Source organism: Neobacillus sp. SM06 (assembly GCF_050496765.1).
Classification (GTDB): Bacteria; Bacillota; Bacilli; order Bacillales; family Cytobacillaceae; genus JAEVLT01.
In genome coordinates, this window is the sequence record NZ_JBNWEO010000007.1 from 114,721 (window position 1) to 140,440 (window position 25,720).

The 25,720-nt window shown below is 40.0% G+C and carries 28 protein-coding genes and 1 riboswitch; of the genes, 12 read left to right on the top strand and 16 right to left on the bottom strand.

Annotated features, from left to right (window positions below):
* Positions 1 to 149: 149 nt before the first annotated feature.
* Positions 150 to 374 carry a DUF1128 domain-containing protein gene (locus ACQYAD_RS01680; protein WP_430234878.1) on the top strand — a complete coding sequence of 75 codons (225 nt, stop codon included), beginning with the start codon at positions 150 to 152 and terminating at the stop codon, positions 372 to 374.
* A gap of 271 nt (positions 375 to 645) precedes the next feature.
* Here ACQYAD_RS01680 and ACQYAD_RS01685 read toward each other — a convergent pair whose 3' ends face one another.
* From ACQYAD_RS01685 to ACQYAD_RS01705, 5 genes are all read right to left on the bottom strand, one after another.
* Positions 646 to 780 (bottom strand): hypothetical protein, encoded by a 135-nt coding sequence (locus ACQYAD_RS01685; protein ID WP_430234880.1) that lies wholly within the window; start codon positions 778 to 780, stop codon positions 646 to 648.
* Positions 781 to 910: 130 nt separating this feature from the next.
* Complete coding sequence (locus ACQYAD_RS01690; protein WP_430234882.1) at positions 911 to 1,432, bottom strand: hypothetical protein; 522 nt, start codon at positions 1,430 to 1,432, stop codon at positions 911 to 913.
* Position 1,433: 1 nt separating this feature from the next.
* On the bottom strand, positions 1,434 to 2,300 hold the full coding sequence (locus tag ACQYAD_RS01695; RefSeq protein WP_430234884.1) for a gamma-glutamylcyclotransferase: 867 nt from the start codon (positions 2,298 to 2,300) through the stop codon (positions 1,434 to 1,436).
* Between the two features lie 79 nt (positions 2,301 to 2,379).
* On the bottom strand, positions 2,380 to 3,297 hold the full coding sequence (locus tag ACQYAD_RS01700) for a winged helix-turn-helix domain-containing protein (protein WP_430234886.1): 918 nt from the start codon (positions 3,295 to 3,297) through the stop codon (positions 2,380 to 2,382).
* 310 nt (positions 3,298 to 3,607) lie between these two features.
* Positions 3,608 to 4,282: a hypothetical protein gene (locus tag ACQYAD_RS01705; protein WP_430234888.1), complete on the bottom strand. Its 675-nt coding sequence runs from the start codon at positions 4,280 to 4,282 to the stop codon at positions 3,608 to 3,610.
* 521 nt (positions 4,283 to 4,803) lie between these two features.
* Between ACQYAD_RS01705 and ACQYAD_RS01710 the strand changes: the two genes are divergently transcribed.
* Entirely contained in the window at positions 4,804 to 5,208 is a 405-nt protein-coding gene (locus ACQYAD_RS01710; protein WP_430234890.1) for an AbrB/MazE/SpoVT family DNA-binding domain-containing protein, read from the top strand.
* Positions 5,201 to 5,518 carry a type II toxin-antitoxin system RelE/ParE family toxin gene (locus ACQYAD_RS01715; RefSeq protein ID WP_430234892.1) on the top strand — a complete coding sequence of 106 codons (318 nt, stop codon included), beginning with the start codon at positions 5,201 to 5,203 and terminating at the stop codon, positions 5,516 to 5,518. The genes ACQYAD_RS01710 and ACQYAD_RS01715 overlap by 8 nt, the downstream gene beginning before the upstream one ends.
* A gap of 110 nt (positions 5,519 to 5,628) precedes the next feature.
* Here ACQYAD_RS01715 and ACQYAD_RS01720 read toward each other — a convergent pair whose 3' ends face one another.
* Positions 5,629 to 6,024, bottom strand: a complete 396-nt coding sequence (locus ACQYAD_RS01720; protein ID WP_430234894.1) for a VOC family protein — start codon at positions 6,022 to 6,024, stop codon at positions 5,629 to 5,631.
* 387 nt (positions 6,025 to 6,411) lie between these two features.
* Here ACQYAD_RS01720 and ACQYAD_RS01725 point away from each other — a divergent pair, with 387 nt between their 5' ends.
* The gene (locus ACQYAD_RS01725) at positions 6,412 to 6,876 is read left to right on the top strand and encodes an N-acetyltransferase (RefSeq protein ID WP_430234896.1); all 465 of its coding nucleotides are present in this window, start codon (positions 6,412 to 6,414) and stop codon (positions 6,874 to 6,876) included.
* Positions 6,877 to 7,040: 164 nt separating this feature from the next.
* Here the strand turns inward: ACQYAD_RS01725 and ACQYAD_RS01730 are convergent, their stop codons facing one another.
* From ACQYAD_RS01730 to map, 4 genes are all read right to left on the bottom strand, one after another.
* Positions 7,041 to 7,844 carry an N-acyl homoserine lactonase family protein gene (locus tag ACQYAD_RS01730; protein ID WP_430234898.1) on the bottom strand — a complete coding sequence of 268 codons (804 nt, stop codon included), beginning with the start codon at positions 7,842 to 7,844 and terminating at the stop codon, positions 7,041 to 7,043.
* A 123-nt stretch (positions 7,845 to 7,967) separates the two neighbouring features.
* Entirely contained in the window at positions 7,968 to 8,753 is a 786-nt protein-coding gene (locus ACQYAD_RS01735; RefSeq protein WP_430234900.1) for a PhzF family phenazine biosynthesis protein, read from the bottom strand.
* A 410-nt stretch (positions 8,754 to 9,163) separates the two neighbouring features.
* A complete protein-coding gene (locus ACQYAD_RS01740) occupies positions 9,164 to 9,907 on the bottom strand; it encodes an amidohydrolase family protein (RefSeq protein WP_430234902.1) in 744 nt (247 codons plus the stop codon).
* Between the two features lie 213 nt (positions 9,908 to 10,120).
* Complete coding sequence (map, locus tag ACQYAD_RS01745; RefSeq protein WP_430234904.1) at positions 10,121 to 10,876, bottom strand: type I methionyl aminopeptidase; 756 nt, start codon at positions 10,874 to 10,876, stop codon at positions 10,121 to 10,123.
* A gap of 166 nt (positions 10,877 to 11,042) precedes the next feature.
* Here map and ACQYAD_RS01750 point away from each other — a divergent pair, with 166 nt between their 5' ends.
* The 4 genes from ACQYAD_RS01750 (at position 11,043) to ACQYAD_RS01765 (ending at position 15,123) form a co-directional block, all read left to right on the top strand.
* Positions 11,043 to 12,482 (top strand): IS6 family transposase, encoded by a 1,440-nt coding sequence (locus ACQYAD_RS01750; protein WP_430234386.1) that lies wholly within the window; start codon positions 11,043 to 11,045, stop codon positions 12,480 to 12,482.
* Between the two features lie 626 nt (positions 12,483 to 13,108).
* Positions 13,109 to 14,135, top strand: a protein-coding gene (locus tag ACQYAD_RS01755) for an IS630 family transposase (RefSeq protein ID WP_430235185.1) whose coding sequence is annotated in 2 segments (ribosomal slippage) — positions 13,109 to 13,581 and positions 13,580 to 14,135 — 1,029 coding nt in all. Because the reading frame shifts where the segments join, the coding sequence is not laid out codon by codon here.
* A 121-nt stretch (positions 14,136 to 14,256) separates the two neighbouring features.
* Positions 14,257 to 14,583: a helix-turn-helix domain-containing protein gene (locus ACQYAD_RS01760; RefSeq protein WP_430235187.1), complete on the top strand. Its 327-nt coding sequence runs from the start codon at positions 14,257 to 14,259 to the stop codon at positions 14,581 to 14,583.
* 254 nt (positions 14,584 to 14,837) lie between these two features.
* Positions 14,838 to 14,929, top strand: a riboswitch (cyclic di-GMP riboswitch).
* A 35-nt stretch (positions 14,930 to 14,964) separates the two neighbouring features.
* Positions 14,965 to 15,123: an anti-repressor SinI family protein gene (locus ACQYAD_RS01765; RefSeq protein WP_430234906.1), complete on the top strand. Its 159-nt coding sequence runs from the start codon at positions 14,965 to 14,967 to the stop codon at positions 15,121 to 15,123.
* Between the two features lie 62 nt (positions 15,124 to 15,185).
* On the opposite strand, the gene motB is transcribed toward ACQYAD_RS01765, so the two are convergent.
* From motB to ACQYAD_RS01780, 3 genes are all read right to left on the bottom strand, one after another.
* The gene (gene motB, locus ACQYAD_RS01770) at positions 15,186 to 15,980 is read right to left on the bottom strand and encodes a flagellar motor protein MotB (protein ID WP_430234908.1); all 795 of its coding nucleotides are present in this window, start codon (positions 15,978 to 15,980) and stop codon (positions 15,186 to 15,188) included.
* Positions 15,973 to 16,767 carry a flagellar motor stator protein MotA gene (gene motA / locus ACQYAD_RS01775; protein ID WP_430234910.1) on the bottom strand — a complete coding sequence of 265 codons (795 nt, stop codon included), beginning with the start codon at positions 16,765 to 16,767 and terminating at the stop codon, positions 15,973 to 15,975. Before motA ends, motB begins: the two co-directional genes overlap by 8 nt.
* A gap of 168 nt (positions 16,768 to 16,935) precedes the next feature.
* A complete protein-coding gene (locus tag ACQYAD_RS01780; RefSeq protein WP_430234912.1) occupies positions 16,936 to 17,841 on the bottom strand; it encodes a LysR substrate-binding domain-containing protein in 906 nt (301 codons plus the stop codon).
* Between the two features lie 109 nt (positions 17,842 to 17,950).
* Between ACQYAD_RS01780 and ACQYAD_RS01785 the strand changes: the two genes are divergently transcribed.
* Complete coding sequence (locus tag ACQYAD_RS01785) at positions 17,951 to 18,991, top strand: YeiH family protein (protein WP_430234914.1); 1,041 nt, start codon at positions 17,951 to 17,953, stop codon at positions 18,989 to 18,991.
* A gap of 111 nt (positions 18,992 to 19,102) precedes the next feature.
* On the opposite strand, the gene ACQYAD_RS01790 is transcribed toward ACQYAD_RS01785, so the two are convergent.
* The 3 genes from ACQYAD_RS01790 to ACQYAD_RS01800 form a co-directional block, all read right to left on the bottom strand.
* Positions 19,103 to 20,845 (bottom strand): ABC transporter ATP-binding protein, encoded by a 1,743-nt coding sequence (locus tag ACQYAD_RS01790; RefSeq protein WP_430234916.1) that lies wholly within the window; start codon positions 20,843 to 20,845, stop codon positions 19,103 to 19,105.
* A 223-nt stretch (positions 20,846 to 21,068) separates the two neighbouring features.
* Entirely contained in the window at positions 21,069 to 21,470 is a 402-nt protein-coding gene (locus tag ACQYAD_RS01795) for a DnaJ family domain-containing protein (protein ID WP_430234918.1), read from the bottom strand.
* Positions 21,471 to 21,506: 36 nt separating this feature from the next.
* On the bottom strand, positions 21,507 to 22,118 hold the full coding sequence (locus ACQYAD_RS01800) for a peroxiredoxin (protein ID WP_430234920.1): 612 nt from the start codon (positions 22,116 to 22,118) through the stop codon (positions 21,507 to 21,509).
* Between the two features lie 192 nt (positions 22,119 to 22,310).
* On the opposite strand from ACQYAD_RS01800, the gene ACQYAD_RS01805 reads away from it, so the two are divergent.
* The 3 genes from ACQYAD_RS01805 (at position 22,311) to ACQYAD_RS01815 (ending at position 25,649) form a co-directional block, all read left to right on the top strand.
* Positions 22,311 to 22,466 (top strand): hypothetical protein, encoded by a 156-nt coding sequence (locus ACQYAD_RS01805; RefSeq protein WP_430235213.1) that lies wholly within the window; start codon positions 22,311 to 22,313, stop codon positions 22,464 to 22,466.
* A gap of 61 nt (positions 22,467 to 22,527) precedes the next feature.
* Positions 22,528 to 22,902 carry a hypothetical protein gene (locus ACQYAD_RS01810; protein ID WP_430234922.1) on the top strand — a complete coding sequence of 125 codons (375 nt, stop codon included), beginning with the start codon at positions 22,528 to 22,530 and terminating at the stop codon, positions 22,900 to 22,902.
* 656 nt (positions 22,903 to 23,558) lie between these two features.
* Complete coding sequence (locus ACQYAD_RS01815; protein ID WP_430234924.1) at positions 23,559 to 25,649, top strand: DNA topoisomerase 3; 2,091 nt, start codon at positions 23,559 to 23,561, stop codon at positions 25,647 to 25,649.
* Positions 25,650 to 25,720 lie beyond the last annotated feature (71 nt).

Below are 25,720 nucleotides of genomic sequence, written 5' to 3' on the forward strand. Positions count from 1 at the left end.
CTTGCACAGTCACAATTGCAAAAATGATTCTCTTTTCATTTTCTTCGATGCAGTTCAACCTATGCAGGGATTTCACTGCTGTTTTCGATGATTGACAATTGGAACGGAACGTGGAAAGATGAAAGTAAAAAGCGGAGAGGATGACAAGCATGGATTTATCGATAAAAACCGTTGAAAATGTTGAATATATGATTGAAGCTATTAAGGAAAAACTAAAAGTATTAAACTTGGGAGCGATCAAACCATCCCACTTCGATGAGGAAATGTACGAGGAATTGAAGGAAATTTACGAAATGGTCATGAAAAAAAATTCCTTCAGTCCAAACGAAATGCAAGCCCTTGTCGAAGAACTCGGAAACTTGCGAAAGCAATAGCCATTGCATTTGCCAAAATAGAATGAATGGCTCAAGGTTTTTTATGAGCCATTCTGTAATGGTAAAAAATTACCTGCTTCTGAAATACATTTGCAATACCTTCTTACATATGTGGGACGATACTAATTGATTAATTTCGTCAAAAAAGAATAAAATCCTTTTTCACATTCATTTTATCAAAAAGGCCACGCTGCTATTTTATGTTCATCAGAAGGTTCGAATATAATAAAAAAGGATAACCAGCTAGTCAGGTGGTTATCCTTTTTCCAGTTTACTGATTTTTGCTTTCTCTTGCCGCTTTTTTTCGGGCTTTTTTACTTTGAGAAAACTCTGCTGCGAATTCCGTATCGGCAGCTTTGCTTCCGCCAGTATGCGGCTGTTTACGATTGTCATTGCGATTGGTCATGTGTGCTCCACCTCGTATAAGTAACTTCGGGTGTTGAAAAACGGAAGAATGTTGCTGTTATGACGTTGTTTTCCAACACCATTCATTATTTTCCTTCTTCGGTGCAGAACTATACCTTTTAAATTTGAATTCACTCTAAATCACCAATTTCTTCAAACTTCCTGGTCCAAAGCGAAAATTCCTTCGAAAAAACGGATGTGCATACCTCCACATCATTTTGATAATTTTTCAAAATGGGTAGTTGACTCAATATGGATGAACCGTGGAAAACAGAGACAATAATCTTATGAGCGCTTTCTATTTTCCTCGCTTGTTCATACAGTTTTTGTAAGTCTTCAGATGGAATCTCTTTGTACAATTCGATGAAAAGCTTTTTTGGATTCTGAAAAAATTGATTGGCCAAGGTACGTAACGGCTCATCTTTTAAAACATACAATCCAATCATAACCAATGCATCTTCTAGCATATTTTTCAAAGTTGGAATCCAAACGATTTTTTGTTGCGTTGACTTTTCCATTTCTGTCCTAACAGGTGTAAGAACCCATGCAGGACGATCATTTTCCGACAAATACAGTTGATGAGTAATATTGATGATTCCGCCATCATAAGAATGCTTTTTCCCGACCAAGATTTGACAAGTACTTGCACCCATTTTACATTCCTCCATTTTTCGATTTTCTTAAAAAGTTTATGTGATCTTTAAGGTTGGAAATATAGCTTGCAGTCAACCAACCTTCTGCACCTCGAAGAATTTCTTCTTCATACCAAAAGGGAGGTGCCGTTTCTTCTGCTTTATTTTTCACAACAAAGGTTAATGCCTCGACTTGCTTCCCGTCCACCTCAATCGTTACAAATGTGGGCCGATACGCAGTTGGTGCGCCTTCGCGTTTGTATAAATAGTTATCTAACGCTTCAACAGGTAGATCATAGACTTTTCCTTCGACGATTCCGCCTTCTTCCACAACATCTGCACGACCCATACCATCTTCTGATGATTTCCTGGTAAACCTTAAGGTATAGTTCGCTAACACACCCACCCCTACCATGTTTTGAAAGTAATGAGCGCATCCCTTCTCAGTGAATCGTTTGTGATCCATGCAGCTTCCATAGGCAAAATAAAGCACCGAATGATTTTTTCCAGACTGGAGATTGTATTCCTTCCAATCGTCGTTTCGTATTTTCTTTTTGAACAAATCAGCATTTCCCGCCACAAACACATATGCATTTGTCATGCCGTTGTCTGTATAGACAGTTTGCGTCACTCTTTCATATAAGTTGTTTGTTCCTCCAGGAGTAAAGCCCTCTAATTGGTCAAGTCTCCTCAGTTCCTCTTTTGTGACAGAATATAGTTCACCATAAGTGCGAAAACCCCTTGATTGTTTCATTGCTGGATAACCATAACCGCTATCATACAGCAATCCATCCGTCCAGCATTGCTCCGCGATACAGGCTGCGTTTTTTAAAAATCCTGAATTTGATTCTCCTTTGCGTAAAGTTCCATAAACAAATACGTTGATCATCCTTGTTCACTCCTTTCATTTACTACCCTAATATTAAAACAAGAAGGTTGGGATCGACCCAACCTTCCATTTTCCAAGTTTATAATTGTTTGATAAGATTTGTTGGAACGGAACACGTCCACTGATAGCCGCCCCCTCTCTTCCCTAAAATAATTTCGCTATTTTCCTCTAGTAAGCAAGCCTTTACCTTTGTTCGGATCTTTGAAATATATGATTTGATGGTGGCCATTTGGGGTTGTTCGCCCTCTTCCCATAAATTCACCAATTCTTCCTTCCGAACAAAACGATTTTTCCGCTCAATCAAGCACCGCAGAATTTCGGCTTCTTTCGGTTCTAAACGTTTACAATCGCTAGGACCATAAAACGTCGGATAAAAATGGCTTAAATCCAATACGGCTTCATGATCCGATTCAGCATCGACCTTAAAACTTTCGACTTCCCCTGTTGTAATAAGTAGGGTTGCGCCGTCGGCGAACTGTACTAGTTTTCTGCTTCGGCCATCTTCCGTAATGAACCGTTTGATCTCTTCAATTTCATTGGTAAAATTCCGTTCTTTATCGGCTTCAATCGATTTTTGCAAAAAGGAATGTGACATATCATATTTGCAAATATGGTAGTAGGCTTTAGAAACAGTGGAATACACTCGAAATCTTCTCGTTTCCGACAACGGCTGTTCTAAAGCTTCCAAAAAATAAGCAATACACTTGTCGAATTTCTCCTTTTCATAACAGATATGGCCCAAGCGATATAATGCCTCTGCATCATGTGGGAAAAGCTCTAACACCTCTTCAAATAAACGTTGTGCATTTGTTAAATGAACATATCTTAGCTTTTCATCCGATCCACTACGAATCAAAAGCCTTGCCAAATCAGTCTTGTATTCTATGTTCTCAGGATTCTCATTTACTAGTTTTCGAAAAATCCGAATTCCCTCCGATAGCCAAGCCGATTCTGTAATCAGCCCCTCCTGATTCTTCCAATTCCTTATTTCACTCATCAGACGAACTCCCCCTATCCTTTTTCAGCATAACATTCTCCCTTTACATATCTTCTTTAATAGGAAAAATTCGACCATTAAGCTGAATAACCTTTTTTGTCAGGTTGTTTTTCGATTTTTTAAGTGCACCATCCCAAAATAGATCCATAAAACGCCAATAAGATCCAAACCAATAATAAAGAAAAGGATAACAGCATCATTTCAACTTTTTGAATAGGAAATGTTGCTTCTTCGGTTATCCAATAATGTAAAATGATCGTCCATATTGAACAATAACTCCATGTACTTGATGAACCCACATGTATCCCTATCATTGCTTCTTCTTCTGCAAATCAAATCGATTAACAATGGAAGAGACTAACGTATGCAGCGGATTGATTATAGCCATGGATGTCGTTTTTTCTACTTGCCGGGATGCTTCAACCATCGATAATTGGGCAACTGATATTACTTTGTCTTCCTTTTCTATAATATTATTTAAAAATTTAGTAATTTCTTGATTGTATTCTTTTTTTCGCCCCTGCATAATCAGTTCAAATGTGTTGTTTAAGATCATAATCTCTATATCTAACGATTTGTTGTTGTCCCTGGCAAAATGATAAAGGCGTTCCATTGTCCCTTCAACCGTTGCAGGGTTTGAAAACAGGATAATCTGAGGTTTTTGGATAGTGCAGATCTGTTCAAAAAAAGGTTCATCGATTTTTATAATCGGTACAGATATGGAGAGTTGCACTTCTTGCAAAATGACAATATAGTTTGTACAAGTAATAAGGATAGCCTCAACATGGCATTGGGCAATCCATTCTATTTGCTCTTTAACTTTGCTTTGAGCATCTGCCTTTTTAACGTTTTCATTATGCATTACTTGATACATTAATCCGGGATCAACAAAATGGATTAATTCAACATCAAATGGAGAAAACACATTTTCAATATATTCTATGTTCGAATAATGAGCGTGTAAGCATCCCACTCTTTTTCTCAATTTCTCTCACCTCTAATCAACGCAAACCGCTTTTGGCGGGGCTACAAGCAATTAGCTTTCTTTTGGCCAAAGTATTTAAAAAATCATAAATACCCAAAACAAATGCACATCCATTCCTAAACTGGAATGGATATGCATTATTGCGTATTTTTCAAATTTCGGTAAAAAAACGACTCTTATTACACGAATCATCCCATTCTTACAAGTTTTTTTATGATCAATTTTTTACCCCCTCTGCAAAAGTAAAACAATATTTATAGGACAACGAACATTGCCCATTCTCTCCTCTTAAATTTTACCATCCTTTTTGTTTTTTTAAGCTGTAATCTGTGCAAAATGATGGTTTGCATGCAAAGCGTATGTAGCAATCAATTGTTCAATTGTAAGAAGACCGCTTTCAGGATGGCGTACCGTTCTTTTAAGTTTTTCATTGGCAACAGATTAAAGAAACTTTATAATAAAGAAAACAATAATTAAATTTTTAAAGAAGTTGTGTTTTTTCTAAAAAGGGGGAATAACTTATGGTATCAGCTACTTTATTGAAAGGAAGAGAAACCATGAGTGATATCAATGGCAAGCCTGTTCGTCGTCGTGTGAAAGTGTCCAGTCAGAGACAAATTACAATTCCAAAGGATTTCTATAACGCCTTGACCCTATCTGATGAAGTTCTTGTTGAATTTACCGGAAAGGAAATTATCATTCGGCCTGCTGAATATGAAATAGTTGACTTTTCAGAAGATATTTTAAAAGATCTTGTGCATCAGGGATACAGTGGCGAGGAATTAATACAGCAGTTTAGCCGCATAAAGTCGGAAATACCGAATGCTCTTGATCGGCTAAAGAAAGAGACAATGGAAAATCCAGTAATTACAGGAAGTTTGGATGACTACTTGGATTCGCTGGAGGATGACGAGGAAAATGAATAGTAATGGTTTATTGCCCTTCAAACTAAGTGGGCTTGCAGCAAAGCAATTAAAAAAAATCCGAAAAACAGATCGGGTGCTTTACGATAAGGTTCATAATGCCATTACAACGATTCGCCAAGACCCAAATATAGGTGATCCCAAAAAAGGGGATTTAAAGGGATATAGCTGCATTGATATTAGCCACCTGAGAACAAATTATGAACTTTGTTATACAATGAAAGAAGATGCAAACGGCCAATTGATCCTAGTGATTATGATGGGACCAAGAGAGAACTTCTACCATGATTTGAAACGATATTTGAATAGTTGAACTACTTACAGGACGGTTATTTACCGTTCTTTTTCTTTATGAAAAAGGGCAATTGTTCCATAATTTTTTCATCAGCATCTTTATTTGGCCGCCTGAATTGTTGCTTTTAATTAAAATGGCAGGTTAAACTGCCATGAAACGCCAAACCGATCGACAATCCAACCAAATTTTTTGCTGAAACCATAATCACCAAGCGCCATTAATGCTTGTCCGCCTTGAATAAAGTTCTCATAAAGGCTGTCAATTTCCTCCTCAGAATCACAGGTGATGAATAGTGAAAAGGATGGAGTAAACGTAAACTCGTGTTTAATATTACTATCCAGACACATAAATTCCTGTCCCTTTAATGAAAAAGTTGCCTGCATGACGCTTCCCTCTTCACCTGTTTGATTGGCACCATAACGAATAATGCTAGTTATTTCGGATCCCTCAATCAGAGAAGTGTAATAATCCATCGCCTCTTCAGCCTTACCTTGAAACATTAAAAACGGGGTAACTTTTCCCATTTCTTTTACTCAACTCCTTAATTTAATTATGTGAATTGTTAATTTGTACGAGTAAAACAAATTTAACATACAACCTAAATCCCTGATAGGAATAGTGAAAACTTAAAGAATCTATTTTAAGGACCGAAAGCTCCTCGAAAGCCCCTATTCACCAAAAACAAAGGAATTCGGTCGAGAAGATTTCATCGAATATCCCTGTTTTAGAATCACTTCACACTACGGCTTAACATTCATTTTAAGTGATTAAAATTTTTAAAAAAAGAAAATCATTGGGCAAGTAACTATTGTATAATAATTCTTTATAATGTATATTTATTACTATCTAACTACAGTAAATCGTTTGAATTTTACATAAGTCAGTTCTTATATTATCCAGGGGGATTTTAAATGCTAATTCGAAAAGCGGTTATGAGCGATACAGAAAGTATTTATCAATTAATATCAGAGTATGCCAAGGAAGGAAAACTTTTACCAAGAACTTATCCTTCCATCTATGAAAATTTGCAAAGTTTCATTGTAGCTGTTTTAGATAATGAGGTGATTGGGATTTCCAGTTTGACGATCCTTGACCGGAATTTAGCAGAGGTACGGTCATTAGCCGTCAGCCCTGCTTATGTCGGAAAAGGAGTCGGAAAAGCACTGGTGAAGCAAATAATAAAAGAAACGGAAAACTTGGAAATTACGAAACTAATATCCTTAACGTATCAAGTTGAATTTTTTTCAAAATTAGGATTTAGTCGGGTGGATAAAAATGAACTGCCTCAAAAAATGTGGAAAGATTGCATAAACTGCCCAAAACTGCATTCATGTGACGAAACAGCAATGTTCATTGACGTTTTGCCTAAGGGATGAATTTTGATCCGTGACTAAAAACACACGCGTTTCTCCATGTGAAATATCGTGTGTTTTCCCTTGCTTTACCCTTTGTATCTCTCAAGGAAATCAATTACCCTGTCTTAAAATTTCTCGGTTAAAAACTTATTTTTATGAGTCTTCTCTTAAACTGTAAAACTTTTTCAATCAATAAGTTCAGGAACAACTGCAGAATCATGATTTGCAATAACTCGAAGGCAGTCGTTCCTTTCTGAAAAACCTCGTATCCATTCCAACGATGATCTTGCATCTTTTTTATTCGTTGTAATTCCTGGTAAAATTATGTCAGTCCATGATTTTGTAGCATATCCAACATCACTAGCCAATAGCAACCACCCTTTTTCCATTTTAACCAATACAGAAAACATTCCATCAGTATGTCCGGGAGTATGAACTAAAAATAGCGAACCATCTCCAAACAAATCAAAACCTAATTTAAATGGGCCAAACGGTATCTCTTTTAAAGAAAATGTTTCAATCGAAATGCCATCCCACATTGATTTTACGTAACCAAGTTTTTTATGAGCAGCTTTCCATTCCATTTCGCTAGTAAGAATTCTTTTCGCATTTTTTACATGCTGTAAACCACTGACATGATCCGAATGAAGATGTGTGAGTAAGACAACATCTATTTGATTGCTTTGAATACCAAATGCCTTAATTTTCTCGGCAATTGATTCACCTGATGGAAGATCACCTTTAAACATTGAAAATGCTAAACTGCCTAAATGTTTTTTCTGATTTACTCTTATATCCTCGTGCCAACCAGTGTCAACCAATATCAAACCTTTTGGATGCTCTATTAGATAAGAAGATACCGGAACCCATATTTTCTTTGCTTTCCCCCTTAGCCACCCTGTGTACGGCATGGGATGCAATCCTTTTTCTCTAAATGCTAATGCCCGATCGATGTATACTCTCCCTGTATGCCATATATGTACCTTCACAATTTATTCCCCCTCATATAAGAGAAAACTTTAATACATCTTTTTCGCCATAAGTTCCCCCTGTATTTGTGCAGTTGAGCAAAGTATACCATAATATGGTGATTTATAGACGGAAAACAATTACTAAACTGTTAATTTTCCATCCAAAATGGTTACTGCCTTACCGGAAAGTAAAACATCGTCATCCAAAACTTTGACTCTTAAAATTCCTCCTCTTTCCGATGCTTGATAAGCTGTAAATTCTGTTTTATGTAATTTATTTTTCCAATAGGGACCTAAGCAACAATACGACGAACCATTCACATAATCTTCAGCAATGCCTTGAGTTGGAGAAAAGAACCGCGAAACAAAGTCAAATTTACTGTTACTGGATTTACTGGTAACAATAACACCGCGGACGGGCAATTGGGCAATTAAATCGATATTGGGATTTAAACTTCTGACAATCTCTTCAGATTCCACTTCAACAAAATAATCGAATTTACTTTTTCCGACATATATAGATTTGACACCTAAAGCATTTATTAATAAATCAGGTGCATCCGCCGTCTCCAAGCAAATTGCAGGAAAATGTAATTGGATCCAGCCATCTAATAACTGTACTTTAAGAGTTCCACTTTTTGTGTGAAAAGCAATACATTTTTCTTTTTCAACAAATCCTTTTTCCCATAAAAAATAGGCACTTGCCAATGTTCCATGTCCACAAATGGGTATTTCAGTAGTTGGGGTAAACCAACGCAGGTAATATTCATTATTAAAAAAACGGATAAATGCCGTTGTTGGTAAATTCAGCTCTTTAGCAACGGTTTGCATCCAGTCATTGTCCTTTATCTCCCTTAAAAAACAAACCGCGGCGGGATTACCTTTGAAGGGGTCGTCAGTAAAAGCATTTAAAATAGATAAATTCATTTTTTTCACTCCAAGGTTATTAACTTTAAATTCTCTACTATGTGCTTGGCTATTTATAAAAACAGGCACTTTGATAAAGACTATAAGCATAACAAGCGGTTGTTGCCCAGAAAAATGATGGATGTTTGAAAGGCTATTTGTATTTTTTTCGATAAGTGCGGGTACTAATGCTATGTTGACAAAAACTAAGTGACGCAGGCCTGCACTATCCTTCCCGTTCTTTTTTAATTGTTAAAAAGAAAATAAAGATCTAAAAGTGGAAGGTTGTTGTTAATCCTTTCCTTTTTGTGAATTTCGAATGCTTGTTTAGAGCGCCCGATCATGTTCTACCTCCATCAAATTTATTCGCTCTCTTTTTCTTTCTTATAAGCACTTAAACCAAAAATATGGCTTTTTAAGGATATTGCCCCTTACTTCAAATACCATTTAACTGCATTTTTGTATAAAATTTTTGCTGCCTGTTCTTCCTCGAAGTTATTGAGAATCAACTCAACATCTGAAAGTTGAAAAGGTCTTTTGGCTCTGGTTGATGGTAAATCAGTTCCAAACAGGAGTGCATCTGGATTTAAAGAATAAATGCTTTTTATTGCTTCGATTGGGTCAAAATCAATCCTTCCAAAGCCGCTTGCTTTTACTTTCACGCCTTGATCGACCAATGAGAAAAGATGTTTAAATCCGCCCTTCGATAAACCAAGATGGTCTACTGAAACAGCAGGAAGTTTTTCAATGATTGCTGCCAGTTCCGGCAATTGTTTAGAATTTATATATATTTCTGTATGCCAATTAACTACTTCATAAACTTTTCTTGCAAAATAGTCCAGGCGAGAAATATCTTCAGAACCCCCACGATTTACATTAAATCGAAGTGCTTTAACTCCTAATTGATCCAGTCTGATGATTTCTTCATCAGGTGTGTCAAAAGGCAGCTGGGTAACTCCAACAAAGTTTTCCCCAAGTGTTTGGATTGCTTCTATTAAATAGGATTGGTCATAGCCTTGAAATGAACCTGAAACGACCGCTCCGCCCACTACATTCAACTTGTCGGCACTCTTTCGATAATCTTGGCACGAAAAATAATTTGGAAGGTATCCCTGATTAGGTATTAACGGAAACCGTTTATCAATGATATGCAGGTGTGAATCAAAAATTTCCATCTACATTCTCCCCTTTTTTTATCAAAAAAACTGTACCCATCACTAATTTCCGATATTGGTACAGTTTCTATATTTTATTTATTCCATCTCCAGAAAAAAACTCCCGCCTCTTTTTCAAATAAAAGAGACGAGAGCATAAAGGAGAAACCCTTAATCAGTATATACGATGTATAAACTAATAGCAGAGATTTGCAATGAAAAGCGCTCACTTCCTTACTTTTCATCTTGTTCGGTTAAAATGATTGGGCCTTCGCTTGTGATGGCGATGGTGTGCTCGAATTGGGCGGAATAGTTGCCGTCGATGGTTCTGGCTGTCCAGCCGTTTGCATCCATTTTTGTTTGGTATTTGCCAATGTTCACCATTGGTTCGATCGTAAAGACCATGCCTTCCTTTATGCGCGGCCCTTTTCCAGGCAAGCCGTAATGTGGGACATCCGGCTTTTCGTGAATCACGGCGCCGATTCCGTGGCCAATAAAATCGCGGACAACGGACAAGCCTTCACTTTCAACGTATTGCTGAATGGCATGGCCAATATCGCCAATCCGGTTTCCAATTTGCGCTTGTTCAATTCCTTTGTAAAGCGCCTCTTTTGTTACCTTTAACAAATGGTCTGTCTCCTCCGAAACATTTCCGACCGCGTAGCTCCATGCCGAATCGGCCAGGGCACCGTTGTAGTTTACAACCATATCAATGGTGACAATGTCCCCTTCATTTAGTGGCTCTTTCCGCGGAAATCCGTGGCAGATTTCATCATTTACACTCGCACAAGTTGCATACTCGTAGCCCTTATAACCTTTTTGTTCAGGGGTTGCACCATGCTTTTGCAAGAATTGTTCAACAAACGCCTCGATTTCCCAAGTTGTAATGCCCGGTTTGATGAGTTTGGCAATTTCTTTATGGCAGGAAGCAAGAATTTTTCCGGCTTGTTTCATTGCTTCAATTTCACGGGCTGATTTTAAAACAATCATGTTTTCTTCCTCTTTTCTATAAACGTATTGTCAAAAGTTATATATTAAAAAGTTAATAAATCCTTGATTTAGTGGGCTTTAAAATGCAAAAAACTTGCCACCCCCTAAAATCTAAGGATAATTGAGGTTACCCCACACACAACATCCCAGATTGGAAGTGACAAGTTTGTACCCTCAATTATTAACTTATTTAATGGAATTTATCAAGCATCAAGATCAGGTAATTCGAACATTACTTACACTTCTCGTTGGAAAGGGTATGTTTGAAAAACCTGAAGAAACGCCTGTTAATAAACCTTATCGAAAACTTCAAGTCGATGAACTTCCTATCATCGAAACCTTTGAAAAACTTGATTATCAAAAACTCCTCACCGATTATCTTGAGAAAAACGGTAAACCCTTAAAACCGGTTCAAAGACGTTCAAATACAAAAGCAATTGTACCTAAGTCAATGAACTGTCCAGCGTGTGGTGCTCCATCGGATTATCTTTATGCCAATAATGGAGGCAAAGGACAGTATCAATGTAAGGTATGTTCCTGCCTTTTTAACAATAAGAGTCGTTATTTGAAAGAGGCTATTCTTAAGTGCCCTCATTGTTCAAAAACCCTTGAAAAAGTTAAGGAGCGACAAGATTTTGACGTGTTCAAGTGCAAAAATAACGATTGTCCCTATTACCAAAAGAAACTAAACGGCATGTCTTCCAAAGAAAAGAAACGGTTTAAAAAGGATCCGCAGGCATTTAAATTACGATACATTTTTCGCCGGTTTCACCTTGATTTTAAGCCTCTTTCCAAGGAATCACCTGAACTTCCAGTAGTGGATTTGTCAAAGATTTACGCATCTCCACATACATTGGGGTTGATTCTAACTTACCATGTCAACTATGGCCTTTCAGCTCGTAAAACAGCTGCCATTATGCAGGATGTCCATGGTGTATCCATTTCACATCAAACGATTTTGAACTACGAAAACAGCGTCGCTCTTTTGCTTAAGCCATATATTGATCATTACCCTTACGAGCTTTCCGATCAATTTTGTGGCGATGAAACCTATATTCGAGTGAATGGTCACTGGCATTACTTATTTTTCTTTTTCGATGCGGTGAAGAAAATCATCCTTTCTTATCCGGTCTCACCGAATCGAGATACGGTTTCCGCTATTCGTGCAATGGATGATGTCTTATTGAAGATGAAAGAGATTCCAAAAGATTTAACCTTTGTGGTAGACGGAAATCCGATCTATCTGCTAGCCCAACATTTCTTCGCACAGCACGGCATTTCCTTTGATGTGAAGCAAGTGATTGGGCTGACAAACGACGATCCTGTTTCGACGGAATACAGACCTCTTAAGCAAATTATCGAGAGACTTAACCGCACTTTTAAGGGCAACTATCGTTCCACTCATGGCTTTGGGTCGGAACATGGTTCAGTTTCTTTTGTCACGTTGTTTGTGGCGTACTTTAATTTCCTTCGTCCACATGCAAGTTTAGAGGGCAAAGTCCCGGTAGTGAATCCAGAACTATCAGGGCTTCCTACAATGCCCGCGCGATGGACAAAGTTAATGGAATTAGCTCAACGCTGGATTATCCAGCAGCGGTCTACCTAACTTTTTGTTTAGCAGAGCCCTTGAATAAAACTAGCATCCGGCGAAGCGAACTCTTGACAAACCGAACTAGCCAATGGTTTAAAATGGAAAAACCAAGGGCTATTTAGCATGCCTTCTTTTTGTCCCCGTCGCCCTTGGTAAAGTAAACGCAAACCATTGGCGTGTTTGTCAAGAGCGGTTGCGGGGGCATACCCGCCCAGTAAATGGAAGAAATATTAAATCGCTAGGTAGTTTTCATAGAACTTTTGACACTACCTCTATAAATTCTTCGCTATTTATGCATATTCCGTTGAAAGTGCATCCATTCATACGCTCTTTTATATTAGCGCTATTTGATCAATTTATCAAAACAGTTTGCAAAGCTCGTTCCGTAAACAGAAAGAATTACGCAATTGCATGGAACTTTCTCTATTCTTTTGATAAAATGACTTTATATCTATACAGATAGGTGTGTGAAGCTCCATGATCGGTGATCGTGTAAAAAAACTTCGTTTGGAAAAAAAAATGTCTATATCAGAACTATATAAATGGAATTAAAGGATTTTAAGAAAATTTGTCCAATTCTTATAGGTAAATAAAACCTTTAGGAAGGCGGACACATAATGAAAATCCTTCAAAATGAAAACATGGATTCAATTCAGGAAGTTAAAGCTTGTATGCATGGTTTAAGGGATCTACGGATGTTTAAACGTTATCAGGCTATCCTCATGCATTTAAAAGGACGGACTTATGTAGAAATCGCTGACCTTTTAGAATGTACGGAGCAAACTATATATAACTATGTTCGAGCCTATAAAACTAACGGTTTGGAGGGATTAGTTCCCGGACAATCTCCCGGACGCCCTTGTCAACTAACAGAGGAACAAGAAAAGGAACTCTATCAGTTAATTGTTGAAAAAAAGCCAGCTGCTGTTGGATTTCCCGCAGAAATGAATTGGACTTCATTTCTTGTTCGCGATTGGATTAAGCAAACATTTGACATTGTTTATACGGACCGGGGTGTAAGGAGATTGTTGACTCGTTTGGGATTTAGTTACACAAAACCAACGTATACCCTAGCAAAGGCTGACCCCGAGAAACAGGAAGCGTTCAAACAAGAATTTGAAACGATTAAAAAAAATGATGAATGACGAAATTGATCGAATTCTGTTTCAAGATGAATCCATGATCAGGGACTACCAAGCTTTAGCCAATACATGGTTTCCTAAAGGGCAACAAAAAGTGATACCTACTTATGGAAAACATCACGGGGTTAAATTAATTGGTACCCTCGATTACGAAACAGGCGAAGTGTTTGTCACAGAAGAAGAACACTATGATGCTCAAGTTTTCCTATCTTTTCTTGAAAAAGTTGTAGTCAGATACAAGGGTGAGAAGATTGTAATGATACTGGATAATGCTAGAATCCACCACTCGAAACTGATTCAACCTTTTCTCGAAGCCCATAAAGATCATCTGCAACTTGTTTTTCTCCCACCATACAGCCCAGAGTTAAACCTAATTGAAGGACTGTGGGGATGGTTAAAAAAATCAATTATTTATAATGTTTTTTATAAAACGGTAGAAGAAATTAGAGTGGCTGTCCAGACATTCATTACACAAATCAATAAAGACCCTATGAAAATCGTTAATCGTCTATGTCTTAAGCTTTAACTATTGACTCAATTACACCTTTAGCCAGATTGCCAGGATCGGATTGAGCAATAAATAGCCTAAAACGATATTCGACAAACTCCGATGATTGCAGGTATATTGTGCTTAAATTTTGTAGAATATTGTCATTAATCTAGGAAATCGTTACAGAACCAAATTGTTTAGTTCCATATATATAGCTGATCAAGCTGGAGTGGCCAAGTCGTATTTAAGTTCGCTTGAACGAAATCTTCAACGGAATCCTTCCATTCAATTTCTTGAAAAAATTGCAAGCGTCCTCAATGTACCTGTTGACCATTTAATACATGAGCAAGAAAATCAAGAAGAATTGGATAACGACTGGATGAATCTCGTGAAAGAAGCAATGAACTCTGGTATTTCCAAAGAACAATTCAAGGAATTTCTTGAATTTAACAAGTGGAGGATCAATCAGCAAAACGACAATTAAGAAGCAAATCCGTTTCGATTGTAGTTTTTTCTAAAAAGTGTATTTTTGTTCCATTTTTCCATTAAACAACATTTTCGATCCGTTTACCTCTTCCATTTTGTCAAGATATGCTGAATATCGATGCAATTTGTAGCAAAAAAAAATTCCAAATAGACAAAAAAGAACACTCTGATTCGAACGAACTAGGTATAATCTACCTATGAGTGTAATAAAGTAAATTAGTCCTAAAAATAGAGAGCAAATTTTGGGGGAAATACAGAAAAAGGCAAACCTGTTGAAAGACAGGGACGCAAAGCTGCGGGTCTAAGGCGGAAATTTCATTTGCTATGATTGCCGGGTTGCCTGGAATACGATCGGTACTTGTATTTTAGGGGGGAGAATGTGATCAAAACAAAGGAACTTGCTGAAGAAATTGACCGGGATTGGATGGCACTAATGATCGAAGCAAAAAAAATGGGGATTTCAAAAGAAATTGTTCGTGAATTTCTGAACCAGAATGATATAAGAGAAGCAATTTGTAAGAATCCGTCAACTACATAAGATCAAACAGAAATGGTAGAAAGTACTCGTCGCCGAGTACTTTCTTTTTTTACGAGAATAATTCACGTTCTTGGGAGTATCAAAATTTCAACCCTTCGATTTTTCGCCCTGCCCTCTGGCGTGTCATTGGATGCGACCGGCTGGTACTCCCCAAAACCTTTTGCGCTGAACCAACGCGGATCCAGTTTGTCATTATGCAAAACGATCTTCATAAAGTTCACTGCGCGCATCACACTCAGTTCCCAGTTGGACTCAAATTTGGAGTTTCGAATTGGTACATTGTCCGTGTGACCACTGATAATAATATTTCTTGGCGGATTCATCACAAGCAAATTGGAAATTTCACCAGCGGTTTTCAGGTCAATGCTGCGGACTTCCGCACTTCCAGAATCAAACAGAACATTATCGCGAATCGTCACAAGCAAACCTTCACTTGTTAACGACGTTTGCAGCTTATTTGCTAACTGGTTTGCTGTGATGTACTGATTCACTTTCACTTGCAGCTCTTTCAGTTCTTTTTGATCCTCTTGCATCGCTTTTTGCTTTTCCTGCTCTTGTTTTAATTTTTGCGGATCTTCAGCCATATATTGATTTTTTTGTAAATCTTTTTTTCGCACATCCGGGGCGTCCGAGCTGCCTTGCGGAATAGTAGTTTGATAATTCAATAAACCTGTTTCCCCAGTGAACATTTCGTTAAAGGCTTTTGATAAAAGCTGGAATTTTTGCGCATCAACGGAACTCATGGCAAAGAGAACAATGAATAATGCCAAGATCAGTGTTAACAAATCTGAGTACGGCAAGAGCCAAGCTTCACTCATTTCTTCCTCTTCATGCTTTTTCTTGCGACGTTTACTCATCACGACCCACAACACTTTCTTCCAGAATCTTCTTCCGTTCTCCTGCTGGCAAATACGATGCGAGCTTTTGCTCAATCACCCTTGGTGCCTCGCCTTCCAAAATGGATAAAATTCCTTCAATCATCATCTGTTTTACTTTTACTTCCTGCTTTGATTTACGTTTTAATTTATTGGCAAACGGATGCCACAATACATATCCAGTGAAAATCCCGAGTAATGTAGCAACAAATGCAGCCGAAATAGCACGTCCGAGTTCAACAGTATCGTTCATATTGCTGAGCGCGGCAATCAACCCAAGTACGGCGCCCAATACCCCGAGTGTCGGGGCATAGGTTCCAGCTTGGGAGAAAATTGCGGCACCGGATTGATGGCGCTCTTCCATCGCCTCAATTTCCTCAGAAAGCACATCCCGTATGTAATCAGCGCTCTGCCCATCAACTGCAAGCGACAGCCCATTTTTTAAAAAAGGATCGTCCACTTCGCTCGTTTTCGCTTCAAGGGCGAGCAGTCCTTCTTTTCGTGCTAGCTGGGCCCAATCGGAAAACAGGCGGATCAATTCCGCTTGATTGACCGCCTTTTGTTCTTTAAACACAACGCCAAAAAGTTTTGGCACTTTTTTAATTTCACTTGTTGGAAAAGCAATGGTTACCGAAGCAATGGTTCCGGCAATGATAATCAGAAATGCCGCAGGGTTCGCCAAGGCGACCAAGCTGACCCCTTTTAATACCATTCCTACGCCAATTGCCACAAAGCCAATAATCAAACCTATAATTGTCGTTAAATCCATTTATCTCTCACCTGCATCGATCGTATTCGCTTCGAATTTTTCTTTCTTAAAAAAACATCCTCTTTCTCTTTATTTCGACAAGATTCACTGAATCTTAATAGCTTATAAGAATTTTCATTAAAGATGCAGGAGGAAGTTGTTGATCTTTTATGCCAATCGGAAATCCTCCTAAGATTCTGAGTTGCCTCGAGCAGCAGGAGCGTTTTCATTTAAAAGCTGAATAAACGTTTCGGTTGCCTTTTTATTTCGCCCAAAGGATGAAAATATGTAGGAAAATTTCCGGATAAATACTTCGTCTTTAATTGGAATGATCGAAAGATGATGATTTTCGACTTCTCGTGAAATGGCATACTCCGAAAGCAGGGACAGCCCCATATTTCGGATCACAGCTTCCTTTACCCCGTGGGTGCTGCTAATCGAAATCATGTTCTTTGCCTTCAACGCATGGGAACGAAGAACATGTTCCAAAAAGACCCTTGTTCCCGACCCTTTTTCCCTTGAAATCCACACTTGGTCCTGGAGCTGTTCAACTGCCATTTCTTTTAGCGAAAGCGGATGATGGTGTGATGCAACAATTTTCAACTCATCTTTCATAAACGGATATACAGCTAGACTTTTTTCATTGCACTGCCCTTCAATTAAACCAATATCGACGTGAAACAGCTTTACGTGTTCGATAATTTCATCCGTATTTCCAATAATCACTTCGAGCCTGATCCCTGGGTATTGCTTGCAAAGTTTTTCCAAAAGACCAGGAAGAACGTATTCCCCGATCGTAAAGCTTGCGCCGATCTTGAGTTCAAGTTCAATCGAGTGGTGATGGTCGGCAATCTCTTCCTTGGCTGTGTCATAGATTTGCAGGATCTGCTTTGCTCGTTCATACAACAATTCACCAGTGGAAGTAAGTTGAAGCTGCTTTGGGGAGCGGACAAAAAGCGATGTATCAAATTCCTTTTCCAAATTTTGAATGTGAACACTGACACTTGGCTGGGAAATTAGCCGTTTTTCCGCTGCTTTTGTAAAATTTCCCTCCTCAACGACTGCGACAAACGTCCGTAAGGCATCATAATACATTTAATTGTCTCCTATCATTAAAATTATTAATATTTTACATCAATAATATGTATTTCACTAATACTCTATCATACGCTACAGTTAACTTACAGAGAAATGGAGGGGAAAAATGGTGGAACAACAACAACAAATACTCGCCAAATCACAATCCAATATACTGCCTTTTATCAAAGGCATGTTACTGACACTTATCATTGCGCTTGTGGCAAAGGCTTTGGCAGGACTTCCGATTTTATCGATTATGGGGCAATTGGTTCTTGCTATTTTGCTTGGTATGATTTTCAGTGCGGCATTTACGTATCCTGTCTCCTACAGTGCAGGAATTGCTTTTTCAAATAAAAAATTGCTGCGGCTTGGCATTATTCTTTTAGGCATGCGGCTCAATTTAGCCGATATTTATCACGCGGGCTCGAAAGTGTTTTTCATTGCGGTTATTAATATCATCTTCACATTGATTATCGTATATAGCATCAGCAAATGGTTTGGGGTGGAAAAAAATCTTGGCATTTTGACTGCCTGCGGAACGGCGATTTGCGGCGCAGCCGCCGTTGTGGCCATTGCCCCGCAGATTAAAGCAAATGAACAGGATACAGCAATCGGCGCTGCAACAGTTGCCGTTTTGGGTACCATTTTCACCCTGGTTTATACTTTTTTGTATCCGATCTTGAATTTAACGGCAAAAGGATATGGCGTCTTTACAGGTTCTACCTTGCATGAAATTGCCCATGTCATCGCGGCAGCAGCTCCCGGCGGCGCGGAAGCAGTTGATTTAGCGGTGATCGTCAAATTAACGAGGGTTGCCTTATTGGTGCCTGTTGCGATTATCATCGGCTTCATCGCTGAAAGGGGAAAGGAAAAATCGGAAAAACGCAAAAAATCGTTCTCTTCCTTGCCCATTCCATGGTTTATCTTTGGCTTTCTTGCTGTCAGCGGCATCAATACGCTTGGAATTGTGCCATCATCCGTTGCCCAAACGATTGTGACCATCTCCTACTTGCTAATTGCAATGGCTATGGCCGGTCTTGGCTTAAACGTAAACTTGCAAGCCTTTCGCCGCTTTGGATTCAAGTCGTTTTTGGCCGGATTAGCCGGATCCGTGCTTTTATCGGCCTTGGGATATGCACTTGTGTTTGCATTTCATTTAAATTAATGGATAAAACAAATCGGCTCTCTCGTAAAAAGGAAAGAGCCGATTTTTGTATTTCTCCTTACATTTTCAATGGACTTCTAAGGCTGAGGCATTGTTTTTTAAAGTGTGCCCTTAAAATTGGCATTCAAACTGCTTGGAATATAGCTGAGCATACACTCCGTCCCGTGCAAGCAGCGATTCGTGTGTTCCTTGTTCTGCGATGCCGTTTTTGGTTAAAACAATAATTCTTCCGGCATTGCGTATCGTCGATAGCCGATGGGCAATCACAATCGTTGTGCGCCCTTTTGCCAAAACTTCCAATGACTGCTTGACATAGTTTTCACTTTCATTATCTAGAGCGCTTGTCGCCTCATCAAACAATAGAATGGGCGGGTTTTTCAAGAAAACACGAGCAATGCTCAGCCGCTGTTTTTGACCTCCGGACAGTTTAACGCCTCTCTGCCCGATCTCGGAATGATAGCCATTCGGCAAACTCATGATAAATTCATGGGCATTCGCATGCTTGGCGGCAGCTATCACTTCCTCTTCTGTTGCAGACGGCTTTCCGTAGCGAATGTTCTCCATTACGGTTCCTGAAAATAGATACACATCCTGCTGTACCATTCCAATATTTTTTCTCAGCGACTGTAAGTCATGATCGCGGACGTTGATTCCGTCCAAGAGCACTTCCCCTTCAGTTGCCTCGTAAAAACGAGGAATGAGTGAACACAATGTTGTTTTTCCGACTCCAGATTGGCCCACTAGGGCAATATACTCTCCCGGCTCAATGCAGAGCGAAAGATTTTCGAGTACATTTTTCAAATGCTCTTCATAACGAAAGGTTACTTGCCGAAATTCAATTCTGCCCACTACCGGATCAAGCACGATCGCATTTGGTTTACTTTCTATCGCCGGCTTCAACTTCATGATTTCCATAAAACGCTGGAAGCCGGTGATCCCTTCCTGCAGCTGTGTGCTCATATGAGTCAGCCGCTGAACAGGCTCAATCATAAAATTGGTATACAGCAAGAAAGTAATCAAATCCGCCAAATCTAAAGTCCCATGGACGATATTGACACTGCCGTAGATAATAACCGTAATCGTAATCAGCTGAATGATGGTTTCAAATGTATTGTAAAACAGGGCTTCAGCCTTGTATGTTTTTTTGCGGCTTTCAAGAAAGCGTGCATTTTCACGGTTGAATTTTTCAATTTCCATCTGTTCATTCGCGAACGATTTGACAACGCGAATCCCTGCCAAACTGTCTTCCACCTGGGCATTTACATCCCCAATTCGCTCTTTCGTTTTCCGATAAACTTTGTTCATTGCTTTATTCGAATAAAAGGCTATAGCGCCCATGATCGGCAAAAAGCCAAATACGGCAATGGTTAACGGCGCATTAATCGTAAATAAAATAATAAACGCTCCGATAAAGCGCACGAGATATTTGATATAGTCTTCCGGCCCATGATGGTACAGCTCCGAGAGCAAAAGCAGGTCATTGGTAATCCTTGACATCAATTGGCCTGTTTTTTCTTTATCATAGAAGCTGAAGGAAAGCTTTTGCATATGTGCGAACAGCTCGCTTCGCATATCACTTTCCATCCTTGCCCCTACTTCATGCCCTTTGTAATCCACAAAGTAGTTGCCAATATTCTGGATTCCAACCAGGACAAGCATCAATCCGCCAATCCAATACACTTTCTGGAGCGCCGTGGTCAAATCTCCCGCCAGCACCTCTTTTGTTATATATCGGACAAGCAGCGGATACAGCAATGTAATGGAAGAAACCATTAAAGCAATAGCCAATATAAATAGAAACAATCTTAAATACGGTTTATAATATGAGAAAAACTTTTTCAATGGATAACGCATGTTTTGCCCCTTTTTTGTGTTAGTTTGCGAACCACATATAAGGGGGGCACAAACTATTTACGAAAGCGTTCCACCCTTATATGTTTGTCTGATTTTTTCGATTGTGTTTTTCATGTAAATTGCCTCCTCTTTTGTTAATACTTTCATTGTAAACGATCTCTTTCACCGTGAATAGATCTATTTTATGAACTTTAAAAAGGCTTGGTTGAACAACCAAGCCTTTTTAATCAATTTTTAGTTTTTCGTGGATCTTTTGCTGGTAATTTTTAAAACCGGCTGAGTTTGTTTTCACTCTTCGATTGGACATTAACCGGTTATAGCGAAGCAGCTTTTCATTTAATTGCTTTTGAAGCTTTTCTTTTTCATCATTATTTTCAACCTTTTTGATCAAATCTTCAATCGACAGCATCTCTTGTCTTAACCGGTTTTCTTCATCCGTAAAACCGGCGTTTTTCAACAATTTATAGGCAATTCTCAATTCTTCAGGTATGCTCGATAAATCCTCCAGTTCGAGAGGTTTTCCAAACCCGGGAAGCCGGTCGAATTCACCATCGTTGTAGGCCTTTTTGATTCGATCTTCGGAGACAATCTGAAAAAATTCGATCTTTATCCCTCCTTGCCGCATTGTCTCCTTATTATATCGTTTATACAGGCTAAAAGTTTAAATATGTCCGATTTTTTTAGGATCCCGGATAATGCCGGGTTCCCCCGGCTGCCAATTGGCAGGTACTCCCTTGCCCGTCTGTTTCGCAAATTGAATGCCCTTTAACAGCCGGACATGTTCCGCAAGATTTCGGCCGACTTCTTTCGGATAAATAAATTTTGCGGCGATGATTTGATCAGGATTGATGAAAAAAGAAGCTCTAAATGCCGCACCCGAACGCTCATCCAATACCCGATACGCCCGGCTGATTTCTTGATTGCGGTCACTTACCATCGGAAATCGGACATTTTTTAAAGAAGGCGACGTTTCAAGAAAAACTTTATGAGAAAAAACACTGTCCGTGCTGATGGCCAATATAACCGTATTGATGGTTTGCAATTCTTGATGTACAGCGGCGACCGCCGCCAATTCTGTCGGTCAAACGAAGGTGAAATCACTTGGGTAAAAGAAAAGCAGTACCCATTTTCCGACATAATCGGATAAACTTACTTTTTTAATTTGTCCATCGGTGATGGCATCTGCCGTAAAAAGCGGCGCCGGATCGTCTCGGCTTGCATCGTAAAAAGATGGTCCAGCCGCCAAATCACTTGCATAGATATGGCTCGTCATTCAGGTTCCTCCTCTTGTTTTGCTGCACTATATACATATGCACAGGCTGGGTGGCTGGCCCGTAATATTTTCCATTGAAGTCGGACATGCAACCTCCATCTGCTGATAATAATTCTTTAAGGGTGGCACGCCCGTAATATTTCCCATTGAAGTCGGACATGCTAATTTCAGTATATGAAAGGGGTGTTTTTATTGGCACGAGGAGAGCATTTCAATCATAAAAAGAAGCATCATCCCGGCAATTTTCCAGAGAATAGCCTAACAGAAAAACATACGAAAGAAGCCGTTGAAGACGAAGAACTAATCGTCACCCAAGAAGCATTTAAAAATCGCATCGAAGAAGACTAAACATGGCTCGTGGCGGGGAAATTACTCCTCGCTCTTTTTATTTATATGTAGGAAATTTAATTTGCGGGATTTCAGGAATTACCCGTATTTTGGAGATCTCCTTGGCCCGCGGCGGTACCCTTTTCGCGGGCGGATTCGATTTATCCGCGGAGTTTGGTCTTTTATCCGCGAAGTTGAGACGTTTATCCGCGGAGTTGAGACGTTTATCCGCGAAGTTAGTCCGTTTATCCGTGGAGTTTTTCGTTTTATCCGCGGGTTTTCCGTGTTTATCCGTATTTCGGGGGATCCTTGTCCCGCGGCGGTACCCTTTAAGCGGGCGAATTCGATTTATCCGCGAAGTTGGTCCGTTTATCCGTGGAGTTTTTCGTTTTATCCGCGGGTTTTCCGTGTTTATCCGTATTTCGGGGGATCCTTGTCCCGCGGCGGTACCCTTTAAGCGGGCGAATTCGATTTATCCGCGGAGTTTGGTCTTTTATCCGCGGAGTTGGTCCGTTTATCCGCGGAGTTTTTCGTTTTATCCGCGAAGCTTCCGAGTTTATCCGTATTTCGGGGGATCCTTGTCCCGCGGCGGTACCCTTTTCGCGGGCGAATTCGATTTATCCGCGGAGTTTGGTCTTTTATCCGCGAAGTTGGTCCGTTTATCCGTGGAGTTTTTCGTTTTATCCGCGGGTTTTCCGTGTTTATCCGTATTTCGGGGGATCCTTGTCCCGCGGCGGTACCCTTTAAGCGGGCGAATTCGATTTATCCGCGGAGTTTGGTCTTTTATCCGCGGAGTTGGTCCGTTTATCCGCGGAGTTTTTCGTTTTATCCGCGAAGTTTCCGAGTTTATCCGTATTTCGGGGGATCTCCTTGTCCCGCGGCGGTACCCTTTTCCCCCGGACGGATTCGATTTATTCACGGGATTTCCGATTTTATCCATATTTTGAGGTCTCTTTGTCCGGAAGCTGGATTTTTCCCACGAACTGGATCCGCAACATTCGCAAAACGAAGAATCCTCAATTTTCCTTTCCCGAGAGCATCGACATTACCAAAATTCTTCCGTTTCCGTTATACTGTAACAAGGGGAACTTTGCCCGAACGAAAGGAGCAGTTATGAAATCTCTTGTACTAGCTGAAAAACCAAGCGTGGCCCGGGAGCTTGCACGCGTCCTTGGCTGCAGCCAAACACATAAAAGTTACCTTGAAGGAAACCAATATATTGTCACATGGGCGCTTGGCCATTTAATTGAATTAAAAATGCCCGAGCATTACGACACCAAATACAAAACATGGAATCTCGAAGATTTGCCAATTATCCCCTCGAAAATGGGGCTGAAAGTCATCAAGCAAACAAATCACCAATTCCGGGCGATCGAAAATTTAGCCAAACGAAAAGATATAAAAGACTGTATTATTGCAACCGACGCCGGGCGCGAAGGCGAGCTCGTCGCCCGCTGGATTTTGGAAAAAATTCAGTGGAACAAACCGATCAAACGGCTGTGGATTTCCTCCCAGACCGACAAAGCGATCAAGGATGGCTTCAAGCAACTAAAGCCGGGCCATCAATATGATGATCTGTATCAGTCCGCTGTCTGCCGCGCGGAAGCGGATTGGCTGATTGGCCTAAATGTCACAAGAGCGCTGACAACCAAGTACAAAGACCCGCTCTCTGCAGGAAGGGTACAGACGCCAACCCTTTCAATGGTGCTTGAGCGCGAACAGCAAATCCAAAAATTTGTCCCGAAAGAATACTGGACATTGCAGGCAGACATTGGCCCGCTGACAGCTGATTGGGAGTGCAACAACGAAAAACGAATTTTTGCAAAAGACGAGGTCGATAAAATTGTCCAAAAAATCCAAGGTGCAAAAGCCGTCCTTGAAAAAATCGAACGCAAAAAGAAGTCAGAACAACAGCCTCTGCCCTACGATTTAACCGAATTGCAGCGAGATGCCAATAAGCGCTACGGCTTTTCTGCGAAAAAAACATTAAACGTGTTGCAGCGGCTCTATGAACAATACAAACTGGTGACCTATCCGCGAACCGATTCCCGGTATTTGACAACGGATATGGCTAGTACGATGGCAGATCGGCTGCAAGGAATGGCTTCCACATACAAGGAAGAAATCCGGCCGATTGTTGCGGGCAAAAATCAAGTTCTGGCCAAGCGTGTGTTCAATAACGAAAAAGTAACTGACCACCATGCGATTATTCCAACCGAACAGCGCTTGCACCTAAGCGATCTGGATTCCGATGAAAGAAAAATTTATGATTTAATCGCCAAGCGGTTTTTGGCTTTATTTTACCCGGCATATGAATACGAAAGCATTCTGGCTGTTTTCAATGTTGAAGGGGAAACCTTTACGGCCCGCGAAACAGCCGTCCTCGAGCTTGGTTTTAAAAAGCTGGCAGGCAAGGAAGAAAGTCCGCTTGTCTCCCAAAGCCTGCACACATTTGAAAAAGGGCGGACACTTCCCATTAAAAATCCAACTCTTACGCAAAAATGGACGGAACCGCCGCAGCGGTATTCTGAAGCCGACGTCTTATCTCAAATGGAAAAATTCGGTCTTGGAACTCCTGCCACACGGGCAGAAATCATTGAAAGACTGGTGGAAACAGAGGTCGTTGAGCGGCAAAACGGACGCTTCCATCCGACGAAAAAAGGAAAACAACTCATTGACCTGGTCAACGATGAATTAAAATCACCGGAACTGACCGCAAAATGGGAGCAAGAGCTGGAAAGAATTGCAAAAGGCAAAGCCGATCCGAAAGCATTTTTACAAAAAATCCGGAAGCAAACACAGCAGCTTGTCTCGGAAATTAAAACAAGCGACAAAACGTACCGTGCTCACAATTTGACCGGATCGAAATGCCCGGAGTGCGGTTCCTTTTTAAAGGAGCGGAACACAAAAGAGGGCAAAATACTTGTTTGCGCCAATCTTGAATGTTCGTACCGCAAGCGAAAAGATCCAAAGCTATCAAACAAGCGCTGTCCGCAATGCCACAAAAAAATGGAGATGCATGAAGGAAAGGCCGGTCTCTATTTCCAATGCCGCAAATGCAATATCGTTGAAAAAGCGGAGGAAAAAAAGAAAGCAGTCAATAAACGCGAAGAACGCAAGCTCGTTCAAAAATACACACAAAAAGAAGATTTCGGCACAAGTTTAGGCGATTTGCTGAAGCAAGCTTTGAAAGATCAAGAGTAAACGATTTTCAAAAAGGTAAGCACATTTTGTTTCGTGCTTGCCTTTTTTAAGCCATTCTTAAGAAAGGAGGG